The sequence below is a fragment of the Christensenella timonensis genome (assembly GCF_900087015.1).
GTDB classification, from domain to species: Bacteria; Bacillota; Clostridia; order Christensenellales; family Christensenellaceae; genus Christensenella; species Christensenella timonensis.
Genome location: NZ_FLKP01000002.1, coordinates 1171029 through 1187278, shown reverse-complemented (window position 1 = coordinate 1187278; position 16250 = coordinate 1171029). Strand labels below are relative to the sequence as shown.

The following is a 16250-nucleotide window of genomic DNA, read 5'->3' as shown; positions in this document are numbered from 1 at the left end:
TCTTATCTGTGACTTTTGAACCTTTAACGCTTCTCAAGTCTTTCATCATTTCTGCCTTACTACCCCAAACAATCCGTTGTAATCCGCATCAAAATCAATGCCTGGGTTTGCCGTGACATCAATCTTGTATGTTTTTCCATCAAACGTACCTGTAAACGGATCTTCCTCCGTCCCGATGGGGCTGAATTCCCCACCGTCAGCGAAGATATCCGCCCCCAAAACATAATCCGCCTCCATGGTGTACCGCTCGTCGTACGCCGTATTGCCGATATTTTTAAACTGTTTCCACGTCGTGATTTCAACCGTTTTATCCTCGATCTCCGTCGGCAGGATCGAATCGAGCTTTTTCACTTCCTCGATTTGTGTCGGAAAGACAGGATCCACCGGTTCAAGCTGTACCGGCTCGTTGATATCTTTTGAGATGATCACCGGCGTTGCAAAACGGATTTCATCCTTCGTCCCGTCCCGATAAGCTTTCTCATAGACCGCAATTACCTGCGTCGCGCCAATATCCGCTTTGGGCTTCACTTGCACGCTTCCATCATTCATACCGGATTTTTCCAGTATAGTTTCATCTTCCAAAAAGAAATTTTTGAAGGCCAGGCCATATTGTCCTGCCTGGTCTATATTCGCCGTAACCAGCGCCCCCGCATCCCCAAGCATCAATGTAAGATACCTCGGGTCTGTCTCGATCTTTCCGATTCCCTCCGAGCCGTTCACCGTGCTGTCCAGCCCCAAGGCGTTATCCTGCCCATACACGGACGACCAGATACAATCTTTGAACGCTTCTGATGGCGCACTGCTCTTTCCCACGAGCGCACCCGTCAGTTTATTCTGCTGTGGAATCGATACAAAGGCCGCCGCTTTCTCAAAACGTTTGGCGCTCTCGATCGCCCCCGCCAAACCACCGGCAATCCCAATTTCCGTATTTTCCGGAACGGTCATTTCTCCTGTAATAAAAACGTTACTAACATCCGCTTCGCCGGCCACAGTTCCAAATAAAGTACCGGTTATATCTGTAACCTTGACTTTTACATTTTGAAGGTCTAAACTAAAAAGAGTGCCACAAAAATATCCGAATATTCCCGAAACCCCATCTTTTGATTTTATTTCGACATTGGATAATTTAAATCCATTTCCGTTAAAAACGCCCGTAAATGGCTGCTCCTTCGAGCCAATGGGCTGGAAAGGCAGGTTTTGCGCATCGATATCATTCAATAATTCATAATTTCCGTCAAGGGGATATGCTTCATCCTGTCCGATTCGCTGCAACTGGTCTATCGTTGTAATTTGTATATTGCCGCCTGTTGCTTGTGCGGGGGGGATGGAATTTTCATGATCTATACCATTATTGTCCGGTATTGTTTTTTCATCAACAGAATCGGCACTTTCTGTTTCCGCCGCGAAAGGCGGGGGTGTTTCCACAGCGAATGTATACGGCGTGAACGATAACGCAAATAATGCGCACAGCACCGCTATTGCTGTCCGCAATCTGCCTGACACCCGGCTACGTCCGTTCAAATTGTTCGCCTCCCCTGCCCTTATATATCGTGTGTATTCCATTCCGTGTATATAAATACACGGAATCTCCACTTGCTGCGGACGCGCTTTCCCTAAATTGCAAAATCCACGGTGCTTCCGCTGTTTTCCTTCTCAAAGATTGAAATGCTTTGTTATGCCATCTTTCAAAAGCATACCAATATTCTATGAATCTATTTTGCATATTTATTCAAAATACCAAACAATCCAGAATATTTTGGCTTGGAAAATTTCATTCAGGAAAATTGTTTTTTTGGCTTTACAAAGAGAATTCGACGCGAATTGAAAGAATTTTGTAACATTTTGTTGACAAAAAGAATGTTAAGTGATATGGTGAATTTATCTAAAATTGTGATAAGTATCGACAAACGTTCCGTGTATTTATATATACGGAACGTTTGTTTTTTTAATCCATTATTTCTTTTCATAGTAACCGATGTATACATCGAAATCAATGGTATAATAGCGAAGTTCATATATCTTTTACACTTCTTTCAGCATCTATACAAACTCTGTGTCCACTATTATTATGTGTGTTTCACACAACTACAACAGGAGGTAAGCATGAAGCAAAACACAATTGAATATTTAAAGCAGAGCCAGGGAAGATATTCCAAGTATCTCTTTGAACAGGAAAAGGCTCCGGCAACCATCCGTCTTTACACCAAATATGTGAAAGACCTCGCACACTTTCTGGAATATGAGCTGAAGGTGGGGATGTTCGATAAATCCCATATCGTCCTGTTCAGGCAAAACATGGAGGAACGCTATGTTCCCGGCACGATCAATACCGCGATTTCTGCGCTCAACAGTTTCTTTAAATACAACCACTGGGATTACCTGAAACTGCGGAAACTGAAATTGCAGCACGTAAGCAGTGTGGAAAACGGCCTTTCGATCGCGGAATATAACAGGCTCCTCGTCTTTGCCAAACAAAGAAATGAAAAAATGTATTACATCATCCGAACCATCGCCGGATCAGGCATCCGCGTGGGGGAACTCAAATATATCACTGTCGAAGCGATCAACGAGGGGACTGCCCGTGTCGTCAACAAAGGTAAGATCAGGAACGTTCTTTTGAAGAGTTCCCTGTGCACCCTGCTGATGCGGTATTGCAAGAAGCACGGCATAACGCATGGTACGATTTTCCGGGGTTCTTCCTCCAACAAGAGTATCAGCCGCGAATATATCTGCCGCAAACTGAAAGATATCGGCGGGCCGGCGGGGATCCCCTGTTCCAAACTGTTTACCCATAATTTAAGGCACCTGTTTGCACAACAGTTTATCGACAAGCATAACGACATTACCGCCTTAGCAGACATTCTCGGACATACAAGCATCGAGACTACGCGCATCTATACCCGCACTTCAAATGCGGAAAAACGTGCCAAAATCGAGGATGTAGACCTGTAAACAGGCATCAAAAAAGCCGCCATTAAAGGGCGGCTTTTGTCGTTATATCCTTATTTCCATACATGCAGCTTTTTAAGCGCCTGTACAATCTTTTTCCCTCCGCGGATTTGCAGCATTTCCCTCTCGTTTACCGCCTTGACAAGCACCAGCATAACGAAGTATACGGCCAAACCGGCCACCACGCATGCAAGCACGCCGACCGCATTTGAGTATGGAGCGATCAGCGAATATACCAAATAGGCAACGGCCGCCATGACGGCTGTCGCAGCGACAGGCTTTAAGAGGTGCTCCCCCCACCGGATGCGTACGCCCGTATACTTGCGCACAAACAGGTAATTCATGACCGCCGCAATAATATAACACATGACAGTCCCAATAACGGCGCCGTAAATGTTGATCTGCGGAATACTCATCAAAAACAAGCTCAGCCCGATCTTGACCCCCGCCCCTACCGCAAGCGCGATAGGCGGCAGGTTTTGTTTGCCGATCCCCTGCAGCACTCCCGTCATGGTCTGCATGAACGGCAGGAACACTGCTACCGAGCACATAGTCATAAGCAGGCCCGTCGCAAGCTCGTGCTGCGCAGGTGTGGAGCTCGGATATAAGAACGAAAAGATCGGTGATGCGAATACAAAAAACGCAACCGTCACCGGTATCCCTTCCAAAAACGCAAACTTGATCCCGTGCAGTACGTTTGCTTTGACGCGGTCGCCGTCGCCCAGCTTGAGCGCTTCGCTGATCGCGGGCACGACGCTCATTTGCAGCGCCTGCGAAACGATCGCCGCCAAATTGATAATCGTCAGTACGCCGCCCGACAGCGTCCCGTACATGCTGCGTATCGCAGTGCTTTCATATCCCAGGGCAAGCAGGCTGCGCGGGATGATAACGGAATCCACAAAGGCGACGATCGGCATGACGAGCCCCGCCACTGTAACGGGAAGTGCCAGCACCAGCACTTTGCCCAGCAAAGGCTTGATCTCCGGCCACGAAAGCTTGCTTTTGTAAGCCAGCATCATATCCTCGGTCATTTGCCTCTTTTGCTTGCCGTATGCGCCCATCGTATACAAAAGCGCAACCGCCTCGGAGATCGTAATACCGAGGAGCGCGCCCATAGCGCCGAATTCCATGCGTCCCGTCCACTTGAGCAGCAAATATGCAAGCGCCAGCCCCGCCGCTACCTTCACGAACTGCTCAATGATTTGCGAGAGCGCCGTAGGCTTCATGTTTTGCAGCCCTTGGAAATAGCCGCGGTATGCGCACATCACGGATACGAAGAATAAAGCGGGCGCAAGCGCCATCAGCGAATACTGTCCGCCGGGCAATGCCTGCAGCTGCGTGATCGGCCCTGCCAAACAGAACATGGCAACAGACGTAATGACGCCAACCAAAATAAGGAACATACGCGACGTTTTGAAAACGGCGTACGCCCCCCTGTAGTCCCCTGTCGTTACACGCTCGGACACAAGTTTTGAAATCGCAATGGGCAGCCCCACCGTGGAAATGATGAGCAGGGCCGAATAAACGGGAAACGCCTGCTGGTAATAGCTCATTCCTTCCAAAGAAATGAACTCCGCGAGAACGATCCTGTAAAGCGCGCCTACGATCTTGACGATCACGCCGGCAGCGCCTAATATCAACGTACTTTTGATCAGGCTTTTTGTCGTGCTTGACATAGCATACCCCTATTGTCTTTATTGCGGTATACGCCGCATACGTACGGGGTATATTATATCACGGAATCCCCAAAGGGGAAAGTTAATAAACCATCCCCTGTTTTTTGTATTCAGGGAGCGTCAATCAATGACCATTCCACTGTCGTACTGTAGGGAATCCCCGGCTGTCCTTCCCCACCGCTCAGTGAAACGAGCAGACCCTTGTCGGCAGCCCAATTGATATCCGTGCGGGCGGAAGTCCCCGTTGTCCCATCATATACGGTTACAGGCACGTTCCCCAGCGTGTGCCGCTGTCCCGTCCCATCCACATACACGAGGGCATCCGGCAGAGTGTACGTCGTCGTACCTCCTACCCCCAAGAGCGGCTGTGCGATGCTCGCATCCACCCGGAAGCGGCTGCCTGTTCCCCGCGTATCCTCCACAGCTATCGTCCAACCCGCGTCCTGCCTGCCAACTGTTTGCGGCAATGCCGAGATGTTCGCTGTAGCAAAAGCCAGATCATCCGGTACGGCGAGGAAGCGGAGGATGCTCGGCTGTTCCAGTACCTTTGTGACGTGACGTGCTTTCAGGTAATTCCTATGGCTCATGGCCGTTATCTCCGTATCCGGCGCGATCGGCGAGTCAGGTATCGCCATGCTATATTTTCCACTGCCGTCCGCCGTGGCGCTCAACGCCTGTTGTATTCCGCCGTTCGTATAGCCTGCCCTGATATCGGCAGCGCTGTCCGCCGTGCCCGAAATTGCCGTATCGTTTGGATATACTTCATCCGTATCGAGAAAATAACTTCCCATGACCAGCATGGGCATCGCATAGGTATTAAAGGTAGCGCTGTTGAACTCGGCTGTGAACGGATCTCCCTCCGCCTGATTGGAAATGGAAGCGGCAGTCACCGCTGCCGTTCCCAGCGTTGCGCTCATGCTCATAGCCGACGAATCGTTTTTGTTCCAGATATTCGCGGGCATATTGTCCACGCTGTCCGTATATCCCTTATCCGTCGTCCATGCATTGATCGCGCCAACCGTCCCGCTGATCGTTGCCGTTCCCGTGCGCGCAGTGACCACGCGCCCGTAGGGATTATAAAGCCGTATCCTTTTCGGATTGTTGAGCGTTACCCTTCCTCCGGTATTATAAAAACGGATCAGCCCGCTTGCACGGGTGTTTGCTTCGCGCTGTACCTCGAGCGTACCGCCGTCCTGTACGGTAAGCGATGAGTTTAAGTGCACCGTGGGATAGTTCCCCGGGTCGCTCGTTTGCATGATGCTCAGCTTTCCGCCCTGCTTGATTTCGATCGACTCCACGCGGTGGTCGATATGGGTAAAGCCCACCCTCGTACTCACCGCCAGGGACGCGTTCTGGCCGATCGTGATCTCCGGCCTTTGGTTGACCGCCGCGCCCAGTCCCTCCACATAGATAAAACCGTAAGGGGACGCGGTCGAATTATGGCTGACTGTCACCTGCGCACCGTCAAGCACTTTCAAGTATTGGTTGCTTCCGAAATTTCCGGCAAACCAGAACATCGACGTCGCACCCGCCGTATTGGTAAACGTCGTATTCCCGCCGATCTCAAGCTGCGCCAGCTCTGCTACCTCCTGCGCCGGGTCGCCGCCCGTACCGGCAATGGTAATGGAACAGTTGATATAACGCGCGATGCCCCGACGGTTATATGTAATCTGCGGGCCGTTGTACGTCACGTTTTCATAGCTGATTGTACACCCGGTGTATCCGTCATATACGACGAATGGCCCATAATAATTTTTCCCATTAATATTGATATCCCTGATCGTAAGATTAAAATTGTTCTTTAGGATGCGGATTGCGTTTCCAGGAGCTCCGCCCGCGATATCGGTAATCGTATATTGGCCGCCTTCTCCCTTTGGGTGTCCTATGATCGTAAGGGCGTTCCTGTTCTTATTGACCGCGATACCGCCCGCAAGGTATGTGATATCGCCATTCAGGTAAATGGTATCAACGCCCGCGTAGGCCGAGTAATCTTCCAGCACTGTTTTCAGGTCGGCAAAATTATCTACCATCACTTCGTTTGCATCCAGCCCATCCGTCGCGATTGTGAGCGGCATAATCGACAGTTCTTCTGTATTTTCCTCCGCTTGCGGCTGTGGTTCTGCCGTTTCCAGGACAGGTGGCGGCGATGGCAACGCTGGGGATACTTCCGGTGTATTCCCTGCTTCCGGCAATTCTTCTTCCTTCTCCTGCCCGATTAGCGTTTTTGGGGGCTGCGTCCCACTTTCCTCCTGCGGCTCCTCAGTTGGCAGCGTTTCCGGCTCATCTGCCACTGCCATATCCTGTCCTGCAGGCAGCTGGGTAGTTTCCTGCGCATAGGCCGGAATTCCCGCTGCTATGAGTGCGACGGCCAGGATCAGCAATATGATACGGTTCATTTTGAACCTCTTTTTCCCAGCCGCCTTTCTCATCGTATCTTTATTTTCTCCTTCCGGCCCTCGTCGTCCTTTGCCCTATCTCTGTTTTTTCTTCCGTATTTTTCCTTCGCTTCATCGCAACCAGCAGGAGCATGATGACCAGTATGAGCACCACGAGGATCACGACCAGCAGGATCGCCCACCACGGTATGTCTTGTCCCTGCTCCACAGATTCCTTGTTAATCTCCTGCGCCGCCTGCGCGCTGACCTCGAACGGCAGTTCAAATTTCCATTCTTTATCATCAAGTTTCATCGAAACATTGCTTACATATTTACCTGGGGCGATCTCCCCATCCCACATGAGCGCGTACGGCATCACCGAATTCGGCGCCATATCGACCGTCCCATGGCTCGTTTTTACGACCGCTTGTTCGTTTTGCGAATAAACCTCGATATCGAGCCGTACGTTTTTCGCGATCGCCGCTTCCCTGTTCCTGATATAGTGGATCACATTGACCCTGTAGTTGAGCAGCTCCGGTCGTGCCTGCACCCCTTCAAATGCAGGGAAGATTCCTGCGTCTGTTTCCGTAAGCTTCACGCCCACTACATAGCTGTATTCATTGTTGATATATACGCCCTGCTGCGCTTCCTGCGCGCTTTCCTCCGGACTTTCTTCTTTTACCTGCGTCAGTACGATCGCGCCAAGGATCACGCCGTCATATTCTTCTTTTGGCATTTCTATGCTTACGACTGCCGCAGCTGTTTTTCCACCGGGAATAACCAGCTCCGGCGTCCTCACTTCCGCGATTTCCGATAACGGCGTCTTCAGCGTTTCGTCCCTGATATCCGGCGTCTTATAGTCTATGATCCCGTTTGCGTTTGTGGAGGCGCTGACTACCCCTACTTTTACTTTGATTTCTTCCGTGTTTTCGTTGTATACCGTTATATCCAGGCTTTGCTTTTGTTCCGGACGCATTTGCAGGTCAAAGTAAGAAACGCCGCTGTCATTTTGGTTGTCCGGCAGGTTTGCGCTCACGGAAAAGCCGACTGTTTCGCTTTTGCCTGCGGCAAATGCCATAGCCGGGATCAAAGCGAGCAGCAAAGCCGCCACGACCAGTAAAACTGAAATTTTGAGTTTTTTCTTTCCCAATTTATCTCCTATCCCTTTTCATGTAGCATATCCGGGGAAACGATTCCCCGGATATGCTTTTCCATCATTCCAGTACCATCACGGAGCGTCTTCCAGCGTCCACGACAATGTCGCCGTATGTGTGCCGATTTGCTGGTGCTGTACGGGGACATTGATCGAGGCGTTGTCTGCCGGCCACGAAACGTTCCATGTACCTCGTCCGCTGCCTGCCGCCGCTGTCGCCACCGTGTCTGCCGCGCCGCCCGTTGCAAGGGTCACCGGTGTTTTGGCTACCGGAGCCGTGTCATTCGTGCCTATTCCGGAGGGTGTTCCGTTCGTAAGGGTTATCGTCGCGCTTCCGATAGGCGTTGTCCCCCCTGTTACGCTGAACGTGCCCAGCTGTGCCGTCACTTTCCAGCCCAACCCGCTTCCCCGTGCATCAGCGACCTGCATGGTGCTGGGGCCTGCCGGCGTTTCAAAATCCACCGTCGTATTATCGATGGTATGCGAGCCAAAGTTTAAAGCAGGTACTGCATTCAACTCCAGGTTACCTGCCGTAAATTCGATTTTTGCTTCCGACATATCGCTGTCCGCCGGGGCTGCAAAGGCGATCGCCCCCATCGCTAAAACCATGACTACGGCGAGGACTGCCGATATAAGAACCTTTCCTTTTTTCTGCATTCTTTCTGTTCCTTTCCAGTATTATATATTTTTATATAAACACGCTATTTCCGTGCTAATATGAACACTCGCTACTTGCGTAATGATACATCTAATATACCCCTCTCCTGTCCCGGAACGAACAGAACGGCTGAATCGACACGCGAAAAGCGTGACATGAGCGTGCATATTTTGCGCAAAAAGGCTGCATATTCGTTGAATATGCAGCCTTTTTGGAATTCCTATGTATTACATTGGCTGGAAAACAAGCGGACGTTTCAGTTTACCTAGGCAAACAGGTGCCGAGCCTTTTTTCATGTCCTGCGGCAGCCGGGCCATCAATATCCCATTGTTGTCGTATGTTTTGAAAAAATATTCACACGTCGCCGTATTCATGAATGCCACATAGCGGGTATAATCCACGGTACCCCTGCTCGTGACCACCACTCCTTTGGGGATGCTCACGCCTTCCATGATATGGAAACAGGTGAGGATCGCTTCCTCCCTGCTGCCGGGCACCGGTACGAAACTTTTCTGGTAAGCAGTGCGCACAAACCGGGCAGGCGGCGTATATCCGCCGGGCAGGCTGTCCGTCCCCGAGGCGTTTCCAAACGGCCTCAATGGGGTCTGCCCCCATAACACCTCTTCACGCTGCTGCGGCGCAGCGTTCATATAGTTACGCAAATTGGCCATATGCCACTTAAAATCCGGACTGTTGGTCAATACGCCGATCGTATTGTCCCATAAATCAAGCCCTTTTTCCGTTTGTTCCGCCACCAGGCATTTTCCGCTCCTGTCGGTCATGATCCAATGCAGCGGCGCGACCGTTTTGGTCAAGGGGTCGGGCACGCTCACGATCTCCACCCGGGAAAGCGCTTCGCGCACGTCGCCGACGCAGCTGCATTTCCCAAGGAGATAGCTGGCCACTTCGAGCGCCGCGATCTGCGCTTTGGGGGCTTCCTTTGTAACCGTTCCATAGTGCGCATATCCTGGAAAATACAACGTCGCTGCCGCAAACCCCTTTTCATTTACGCCGTCTGCAAAGGTGATCTTTCCATCCAACTCCTGTCCGATGCCCAAAAAGCTGTAATCGTTTGTAAACTGTACGTTCCCCAGCATGTTGCTCCACCGGTAACCGGCGCAAAGCGCATACATGGATGGATCGATGGCATAAGAAAAATCCATACTGCGTCCAAAGAAATTTTCTTTCTGCGCTGTTTGCAGCGTCAATGCCGTACACATCCTCAGACTGCTTTCAACGTCACTTCAATGTTGCCGCGCGTCGCCTTGGAATATGGGCAAACCTCGTGCGCCTTTTCCAGCAGCTCCTGCGTCTTTTCTGCGGACTGTCCTTCCACGTGTCCTTCGATATCTGCGCCGATCAGGTAATCAAAAGGTTCTCTTTCATACAATGAAACGACGATCGCGACCGTGCTTTTCGCCTTGATGCCAGCCCGTTGCATAACAAGCTCAAGCGCACTGTTGAAGCATGCGCTGTAGCCTGCCGCAAACAGTTGTTCCGGGTTGGTCGCCCCCTCCTGTCCGCTGCCAGGCGCGGCGATCTTCAAATCGAGCGAATGGTCGTCTGAAAACACCTCTCCCGCACGTCCGCCGGTATTCGTCATTTTTACAGAATAAATCTTTTTCATGGTCATGATTCCTTTCCAATCGAATTTGCATTAGTAATAACCAAAAACACAGTGCACCAAACGTTTTCACGAAAAAAGGCCGGTCCGATATCTGCGGGCCGGCCTTTTGATATATCTTCCGTTATTCTTCCTTCGCCTTGTGCCGCGCGACCAAAACCCGGACGGCCACAAGGGCCGCGGCACCTGCTGCTGTGATCCACATCCAAAGGCTCGTATCGTCGCCTGTACCCGGAGAGGCTGCCGACGCGGTTTTGGTATCCGTGGTCGTAGACGAACTGGTGTTGGTATCCGTATTGCCCGTGGCGCTCCCCGTCTCCGATGTATTATCTGCCGGTGTCTCCGGGTCTTCTATGTCGGCGGGATTACCCGGATCGGCCGTGCCTCCCGCCTTCGTCCACTTCCCGTAGAGCATCGTGTCCGCATTAAGGGCCGTGCCGTCTGCATACTTTTGCTTACACGCTTCATCCGTATACCAGCCCTCAAAGGTATACTCCTGTGCTGTCGCCTCCTGCTGTGCCGCTGTATACGCCGTGCCTTTGTTGACCGTCTCTCCTGCAGGCGGCGTTACATCGGTGGGCCTGTCCGGCCCCACCCAATGGTAGCTTACGCCGACCTTTTCTATAAGCGGTTCGTCAAATGGCATGAGAGTCGCCCAGTTACCCGCTACCGCGGAGGAAACCGTGGTAACTGTGTGCGTTGTTCCCGCATGTGTGAGCACCATGTCCGGCGCCGTGAACAGCCAGTTCACATCGACTTTGTCACTGCTCGACGCATCCAAGTGCCCTGCTGCGACATCCGAAGTCGCGGACGCCATAGCCGATCGCCTGTGAGCGGTAACCGCCGTGTGTATTGACCGTAGCCCCGTCGGTGATGGAAACGGCAAATGCCACGCTTCTCGCATCATTGGCTGTGGGATATCCGCTGCCGATTCCTGCGCCGCCGTAAATGCCGCTCGCCCCTGTGCCCGTTCCGCCGTATGCATTGACCACCGTGCCTGCACCCGATATGGCGATGGGGGCGGCATATCGAACCTCACCGTCTGTGTCTCCCATAAAAAAGATGCTGTAACTGGTGTTGCTGCCGCCGCCGATCCCGGCTGCACCGTTGCCTCCGTAAGCGTTGACCGTACCGCCCGTGATCGTAACGGACTGTACCGCGGCATTGTCGCCTCCGCCAATCCCCGCAGCTCCCATGGAATCGCTGCTGATACCGCCTTTGGCAGTTATGCTTCCGCCGCTTATTGTAATCGGCCCCATATCGCTGCTCGAGCCGCCGCCAATGCCCGCGCCGTACTCTCCGCCATAAGCTTTGACCGTCCCGCTGCTGATATTCACTTCCCCGTCTGTCACGATATTGCCGCTGTCGATGCCCGCGCCGTATTCTCCACCGGTTGCCGTAACATTGCCGCCGGATATATTGACCACGATCTTTGACGTTACGTACGAACTGCCTTCCGCACCGCCGCTGCCGATCCCTGCGGCGCAGTCCTCTCCGCCTTTGGCCTCTATGGTGCCGCCTTCGATGGAAATACTGCCGTATACCTCCGTCCAGTCGTTCGCACCTCCGGCGGTATACATGCCGCCGCTGCCAATGCCCGCGCCCGCACCGTAAGTGTTTCGGCAATCCCCGCCGGTTGCCGATATGCTACCGGTAAAAGCAGGCGATACCGTTATGCTTCCAAAATCCACCCCTTCGCTTTGGTTTCCTCCAAAGCCCTGTCCATTGCCGCCAATCCCCGCACCGCCGCCTTTGCCCGAGGAGGCGTTTCCGCCTGTTGCGGTAAGGTTTCCAGCACCCGAAACCGTGAGCTGTGCACTTTTTTCCACTGCAATCCCGGCGTAAGCGCCCGCGCCTGCAAGCGTATTATCCCCCCTGACGGTAAGCCTCAGGGCCGCTCCTGCATTGACCGTGACCGGTGCGCCTGTGGAAGTGATATTTACATCCTGCAGCGTCAGGTCGACCGTTCCCCCCGTTACTGTGATCTTATTCGCCGTCGGGGAAGGGTCGGACTGCATGATGATATAGCCGTCGGTGTTTGCTGTGCTGGCCGGTGTTCCGTCACTCTCAAATCCCGAAACAGAAGTATCTGAAACGGTAATCTCTCCCTTGCTGATATCAAGCATCGTCTGTAATCCGCCATCAAGCGGCGTGATTAATGCAAAACTGTCCGCCTCCGCATTCGGCTGTGTTGTTCCCATAAAACCGCAGGTATCGTCGTGTACATGGCTGCATGCAGCTTCTTCCGCCGCCTCCCGATATGCGCAATCCGGTTCATGGACGATTTGTCCCTCCTCCGTTTCCATACATCCCATATCACACGCGATCCCGTCCGAGGCCGCTGCGTATCCGCATGCTTCATCGTGTATATGTGTGCATAAGCTGCCTGTTTCGCTTTCTTCCGCCAAAGCTGTGGCCGGTGATATGGCCAAAATCGTCATACAAATCACAAGTAATGTGGTAAATAATTGATAGAAATTCTTTCTGTTTTTCTTCATTCCTCTGTTTTACTATCCTTCCGTTCCGGCCTGAACCATAACCCTCCTAATAAGGTATTGGTTCTGGCATAGTTACATCTTTCTATTACTATAATCTATCGGCCGGATCGGTTTTACAGGAACGTAAAAAAATCACATCCAAAGATTTACCTGGACGTGCACACTTCTCATATTCCCTGTCTCGACAAATTTTTATGGAAGGCAAGCATCTGTAGCATAAATGCTCCTTCTATTGGTGTTTTCCCTCCCGTGCAATATTCTTTCTCATACGTTTCATTGGGATATATGACCAGCGTACCGCCATCCTCGTCGCGCGTCGCTTTGGCGATGCAGTTTCTGTTTATCCCCCTTCGCATGACTGCGCTAAAAACGTATGTAATTCATACCCATTTTGTCGGGCATCTAATCTTTTCCGCTGGTTTTTGAATGATATGGGGAATTCCCGCCCGTTTAGGGCCGGGACGGCAAATGACAATAAAGATGAAATATGGTATGATTGGTAAAAAAGATCATCAATGTTTGTGAGGTAGCTTGTGTATAATAATTTATTGACCATAGGCCCCATTACCATACACGGATATGGGCTCATGATAGCGATCGGCATCATCTGTGCGCTTCTCATAGCGATGTACCGGGGTAAAAAGCGGAATATGGATACGGATGCCATCATCACCCTGTGCATCTTTGCCGTCGTGTTTGGTTTTCTGGGCGGAAAACTGCTGTACGTCATCCAGGATTTTCAGAATTTCCTTTCCAACCCGTTGGAAATACTTTCAGGCAGCGGCTTTGTCGTATATGGCGGGATTATTTTGGCTGTCATTGCCGCCATCCTCTATTGCCATAAAAAGAAGTATAGCTTCATGCAGTACTTTGACCTTTTCATGCCCTCCGTCGCAGTGGCGCAGGGGTTTGGGCGTATCGGCTGTTTTTTGGCCGGGTGCTGCTACGGTGCGCCAACCACCTGTGCGATCGGCGTCGTCTTCCCCGCCGGTTCGCTCGCGCCCAGCGGCGTGAGCCTGCTCCCCACACAATTGTTTTCTGCCGCAGGCGATTTTCTGCTGGCGCTCGTACTCATTTTATATGCCCGTAAAGACCGGCGTGATGGGCGCGTAGGGGCATTGTACCTGATTTTATACGGCATCGGCCGGTCGATCATCGAGATTTTCCGCGCGGATTTCCGCGGCACCGTCGGTATCCTTTCCACATCCCAGTTCATCTCCATATTTATTGTCATTGCAGGCCTGGCGCTTTTCTTGCCCAAGGCATTGCCTTCCCGCAAAGCTTCCGGTTCTTAAGAAGGTATGGTTCCGGGTTTATTTTTCCATTTTAACAATAAAAAGCCCCGAACCTTTAACCAAACTATAAAAGGTTCGGGGCTTCGTAAAGTTTGTTCATTCACTGCCGTGATGCTGGCCGCCGTCCCCCGCATCATGGTTTTCCGTCTCATGGCTCCCGGACTCATGTCCTCCCGACGCATGCGCCTCCGAACATGCGTCTATTTTATTTTTCATATCGTGCATGCTCATATGCCGGCTTTCCTCGATCGTCACCGTAGGGTCAAGCTCCTGCAATTCCAGGTAAGTCTGGTATTTGCCGGGCGACATCCCGTGTTCGTGCGCCTGTTCCCTTGTTTCCTCACTGACCGATATACATTCCGTCTGGGCGCTGCCATGGTGTATCTGGGCGCACTCCTGCGTCCCCTTCAGCAGTTCCTGCTCCTGCACAGGGTCGTTGCTTTGTACGGCAAACACGACATAAGCGTTCTCCCCCAAATATCCTGCCTTGCCTTCCTGTTCCAATATCGCATCGATGGCGTCCTCATAGTAACGCCCCTTCAGATCGAGGTTCTCAAGGATATTTTCACCGTCGCGGTTGTGCGCCCATACCCCAACGACATTGTTTGCTTTGTTCAGGGTGAGCTCTATACTGGGATTCAGATCCACACTGATATAAGCCGACGGCTGCATATACATGCCATAACCGCTGATCGCAAGGACAAACACTGCTGCGACCGCTGCCATCGCGAGGATCAGGCGGGGTTTCCGTTTCGCCGGTCTCGTCGCCCCCAGCGCGGCCGATACCGCTTTTTGCTTCAATTCGTCCGAAGCCGTAACCGCTTCAAACGCGTCTCTTATATCCTTATCGCGCATCCGCTTCATCCTCCAGCTTCTCTTTCAACATATCCCGCGCACGTCCAAGCCATGTATATACCGTATTCGTATTTTTGTGTATCAGCTTTCCAATTTCGGGGGCTGTGTATCCTTCGTAATAGTGCAGGTATGTAACTGTCCTGTATTCCTCCGGCAGGCAGGTGACCGCTTCGAGCACCTCCCGCCTGTCGTCCTCTTCTGCCAGCGCGAGCCCGCTGACCTCTTCTAAGGGCTTGTCGTGCCTCGCAGAACGCTTTAACCAGTCTTTGCACCGGTTGATACTCACGCGCAGGATCCACGCTTTCAAATGCCCGCTGTCATCGAACCGTTTGCTGCAAGTCGCATATTTGATAAAGACGTCCTGGAAGATATCCTCACAATCCTCATAGTTTTTCAAATACACAAAGCAGACCCTGCGCACCATATCCGAATAGGTTTCCACCGTATTCCGTATTTCATCCTCGCTTTTCATTCCCCGCCCCAGTCTGGTTTAGTGATGCCTTCCACCGTGATGCCGCTCGCCTTCATCGTGGTGTCCGCCATTATCATGCTGCTCACTTTCGTCATGGTGTTCTTCAACAGCATGGCTTTCACTTTCATGGTGCTCTCCGTCCTCGATGTGATGTCCGCTTCCTGCTGCCCCCGCGCTGTGTTCGCCCCCGGTACGGCAATATCCGTCATGTTCTGTACACGTTCCCGTGCTTTCGTCATAAAAACCGCATCCGGCTCCGCCGTCATACCACATACAATCGTCGGGACAATCCGCTCCGTGCTGCGGACACCCTTCGTAGGCTTGTACAGGAATATCCTGCGTTGGCTGCGGTGTAGCCTCTGGCGTCGGCTGCGGTGCCGGGCTGGGGACGGAGGTTGCATCCGACGCTTTTAGCGGCTCCTGCGTTACGCTTTGGGAAATGCCCTGCTGCTCCACCGGCTGCCTGTGTCCTGCATGCAGCGGCCCTGCCGCCATTGCCGTTCCCGCTGCCATAACGGCTGTAGTCACCGCTGCCGCCACAATCAATACGATCCATCTTTTTTTCATCTTTGTTGCCTCCCAAACTTATTTTCACTACTAATACGATTGAAGTTTGGAAATCCATTCAGGAAATAAAAAAAATCTATTGTTCCGCCCTCTTTTCCCGTTTCTCTGATTATATCATAACAGCGGAC

Annotated in this window: 14 protein-coding genes; 2 read left to right on the top strand and 12 right to left on the bottom strand. The window is 51.9% G+C overall.

The genetic code is table 11. The features are described from left to right. Positions 1-45 precede the first annotated feature (45 nt). Positions 46-1521 carry a hypothetical protein gene (locus BN6471_RS07120; RefSeq protein ID WP_147553999.1) on the bottom strand — a complete coding sequence of 492 codons (1476 nt, stop codon included), beginning with the start codon at positions 1519-1521 and terminating at the stop codon, positions 46-48. A gap of 582 nt (positions 1522-2103) precedes the next feature. On the opposite strand from BN6471_RS07120, the gene BN6471_RS07115 reads away from it, so the two are divergent. Further along, the gene (locus BN6471_RS07115; protein ID WP_066647050.1) at positions 2104-2952 is read left to right on the top strand and encodes a tyrosine-type recombinase/integrase; all 849 of its coding nucleotides are present in this window, start codon (positions 2104-2106) and stop codon (positions 2950-2952) included. Between the two features lie 50 nt (positions 2953-3002). On the opposite strand, the gene BN6471_RS07110 is transcribed toward BN6471_RS07115, so the two are convergent. The 8 genes from BN6471_RS07110 to BN6471_RS13030 all read right to left on the bottom strand — a co-directional run bounded on the left by BN6471_RS07110 (position 3003) and on the right by BN6471_RS13030 (position 12933). Further along, positions 3003-4625 (bottom strand): putative polysaccharide biosynthesis protein, encoded by a 1623-nt coding sequence (locus BN6471_RS07110; protein ID WP_066647048.1) that lies wholly within the window; start codon positions 4623-4625, stop codon positions 3003-3005. 110 nt (positions 4626-4735) lie between these two features. Continuing rightward, a complete protein-coding gene (locus BN6471_RS07105) occupies positions 4736-7054 on the bottom strand; it encodes a pectate lyase-like adhesive domain-containing protein (RefSeq protein WP_066647046.1) in 2319 nt (772 codons plus the stop codon). Between the two features lie 7 nt (positions 7055-7061). Next, positions 7062-8150 (bottom strand): WxLIP family cell surface protein, encoded by a 1089-nt coding sequence (locus BN6471_RS07100; RefSeq protein ID WP_066647044.1) that lies wholly within the window; start codon positions 8148-8150, stop codon positions 7062-7064. A gap of 78 nt (positions 8151-8228) precedes the next feature. Then, on the bottom strand, positions 8229-8810 hold the full coding sequence (locus BN6471_RS07095) for a WxL domain-containing protein (RefSeq protein WP_066647037.1): 582 nt from the start codon (positions 8808-8810) through the stop codon (positions 8229-8231). Positions 8811-9038: 228 nt separating this feature from the next. Then, the gene (locus tag BN6471_RS07090; RefSeq protein ID WP_066647036.1) at positions 9039-10031 is read right to left on the bottom strand and encodes a linear amide C-N hydrolase; all 993 of its coding nucleotides are present in this window, start codon (positions 10029-10031) and stop codon (positions 9039-9041) included. A 2-nt stretch (positions 10032-10033) separates the two neighbouring features. Continuing rightward, the gene (locus BN6471_RS07085; RefSeq protein WP_066649904.1) at positions 10034-10438 is read right to left on the bottom strand and encodes an organic hydroperoxide resistance protein; all 405 of its coding nucleotides are present in this window, start codon (positions 10436-10438) and stop codon (positions 10034-10036) included. Between the two features lie 121 nt (positions 10439-10559). Then, positions 10560-11252: an InlB B-repeat-containing protein gene (locus tag BN6471_RS12660; RefSeq protein WP_162270191.1), complete on the bottom strand. Its 693-nt coding sequence runs from the start codon at positions 11250-11252 to the stop codon at positions 10560-10562. Then, positions 11197-12933, bottom strand: coding sequence for a hypothetical protein (locus BN6471_RS13030; protein WP_066647032.1), 1737 nt, complete (start codon positions 12931-12933; stop codon positions 11197-11199). Before BN6471_RS13030 ends, BN6471_RS12660 begins: the two co-directional genes overlap by 56 nt. Before the next feature lie 533 nt (positions 12934-13466). Between BN6471_RS13030 and BN6471_RS07070 the strand changes: the two genes are divergently transcribed. Further along, complete coding sequence (locus BN6471_RS07070) at positions 13467-14228, top strand: prolipoprotein diacylglyceryl transferase (protein WP_074025761.1); 762 nt, start codon at positions 13467-13469, stop codon at positions 14226-14228. A 96-nt stretch (positions 14229-14324) separates the two neighbouring features. Here BN6471_RS07070 and BN6471_RS07065 read toward each other — a convergent pair whose 3' ends face one another. The 3 genes from BN6471_RS07065 to BN6471_RS07055 are packed head-to-tail and all read right to left on the bottom strand — an operon-like array spanning position 14325 to position 16122. Beyond that, complete coding sequence (locus BN6471_RS07065; protein WP_066647024.1) at positions 14325-15083, bottom strand: anti-sigma-I factor RsgI family protein; 759 nt, start codon at positions 15081-15083, stop codon at positions 14325-14327. Continuing rightward, entirely contained in the window at positions 15073-15555 is a 483-nt protein-coding gene (locus BN6471_RS07060) for an RNA polymerase sigma factor (protein ID WP_066647017.1), read from the bottom strand. Before BN6471_RS07060 ends, BN6471_RS07065 begins: the two co-directional genes overlap by 11 nt. An 18-nt stretch (positions 15556-15573) precedes the next feature. Next, positions 15574-16122 (bottom strand): hypothetical protein, encoded by a 549-nt coding sequence (locus BN6471_RS07055; protein ID WP_066647016.1) that lies wholly within the window; start codon positions 16120-16122, stop codon positions 15574-15576. Between the last annotated feature and the right edge of the window lie 128 nt (positions 16123-16250).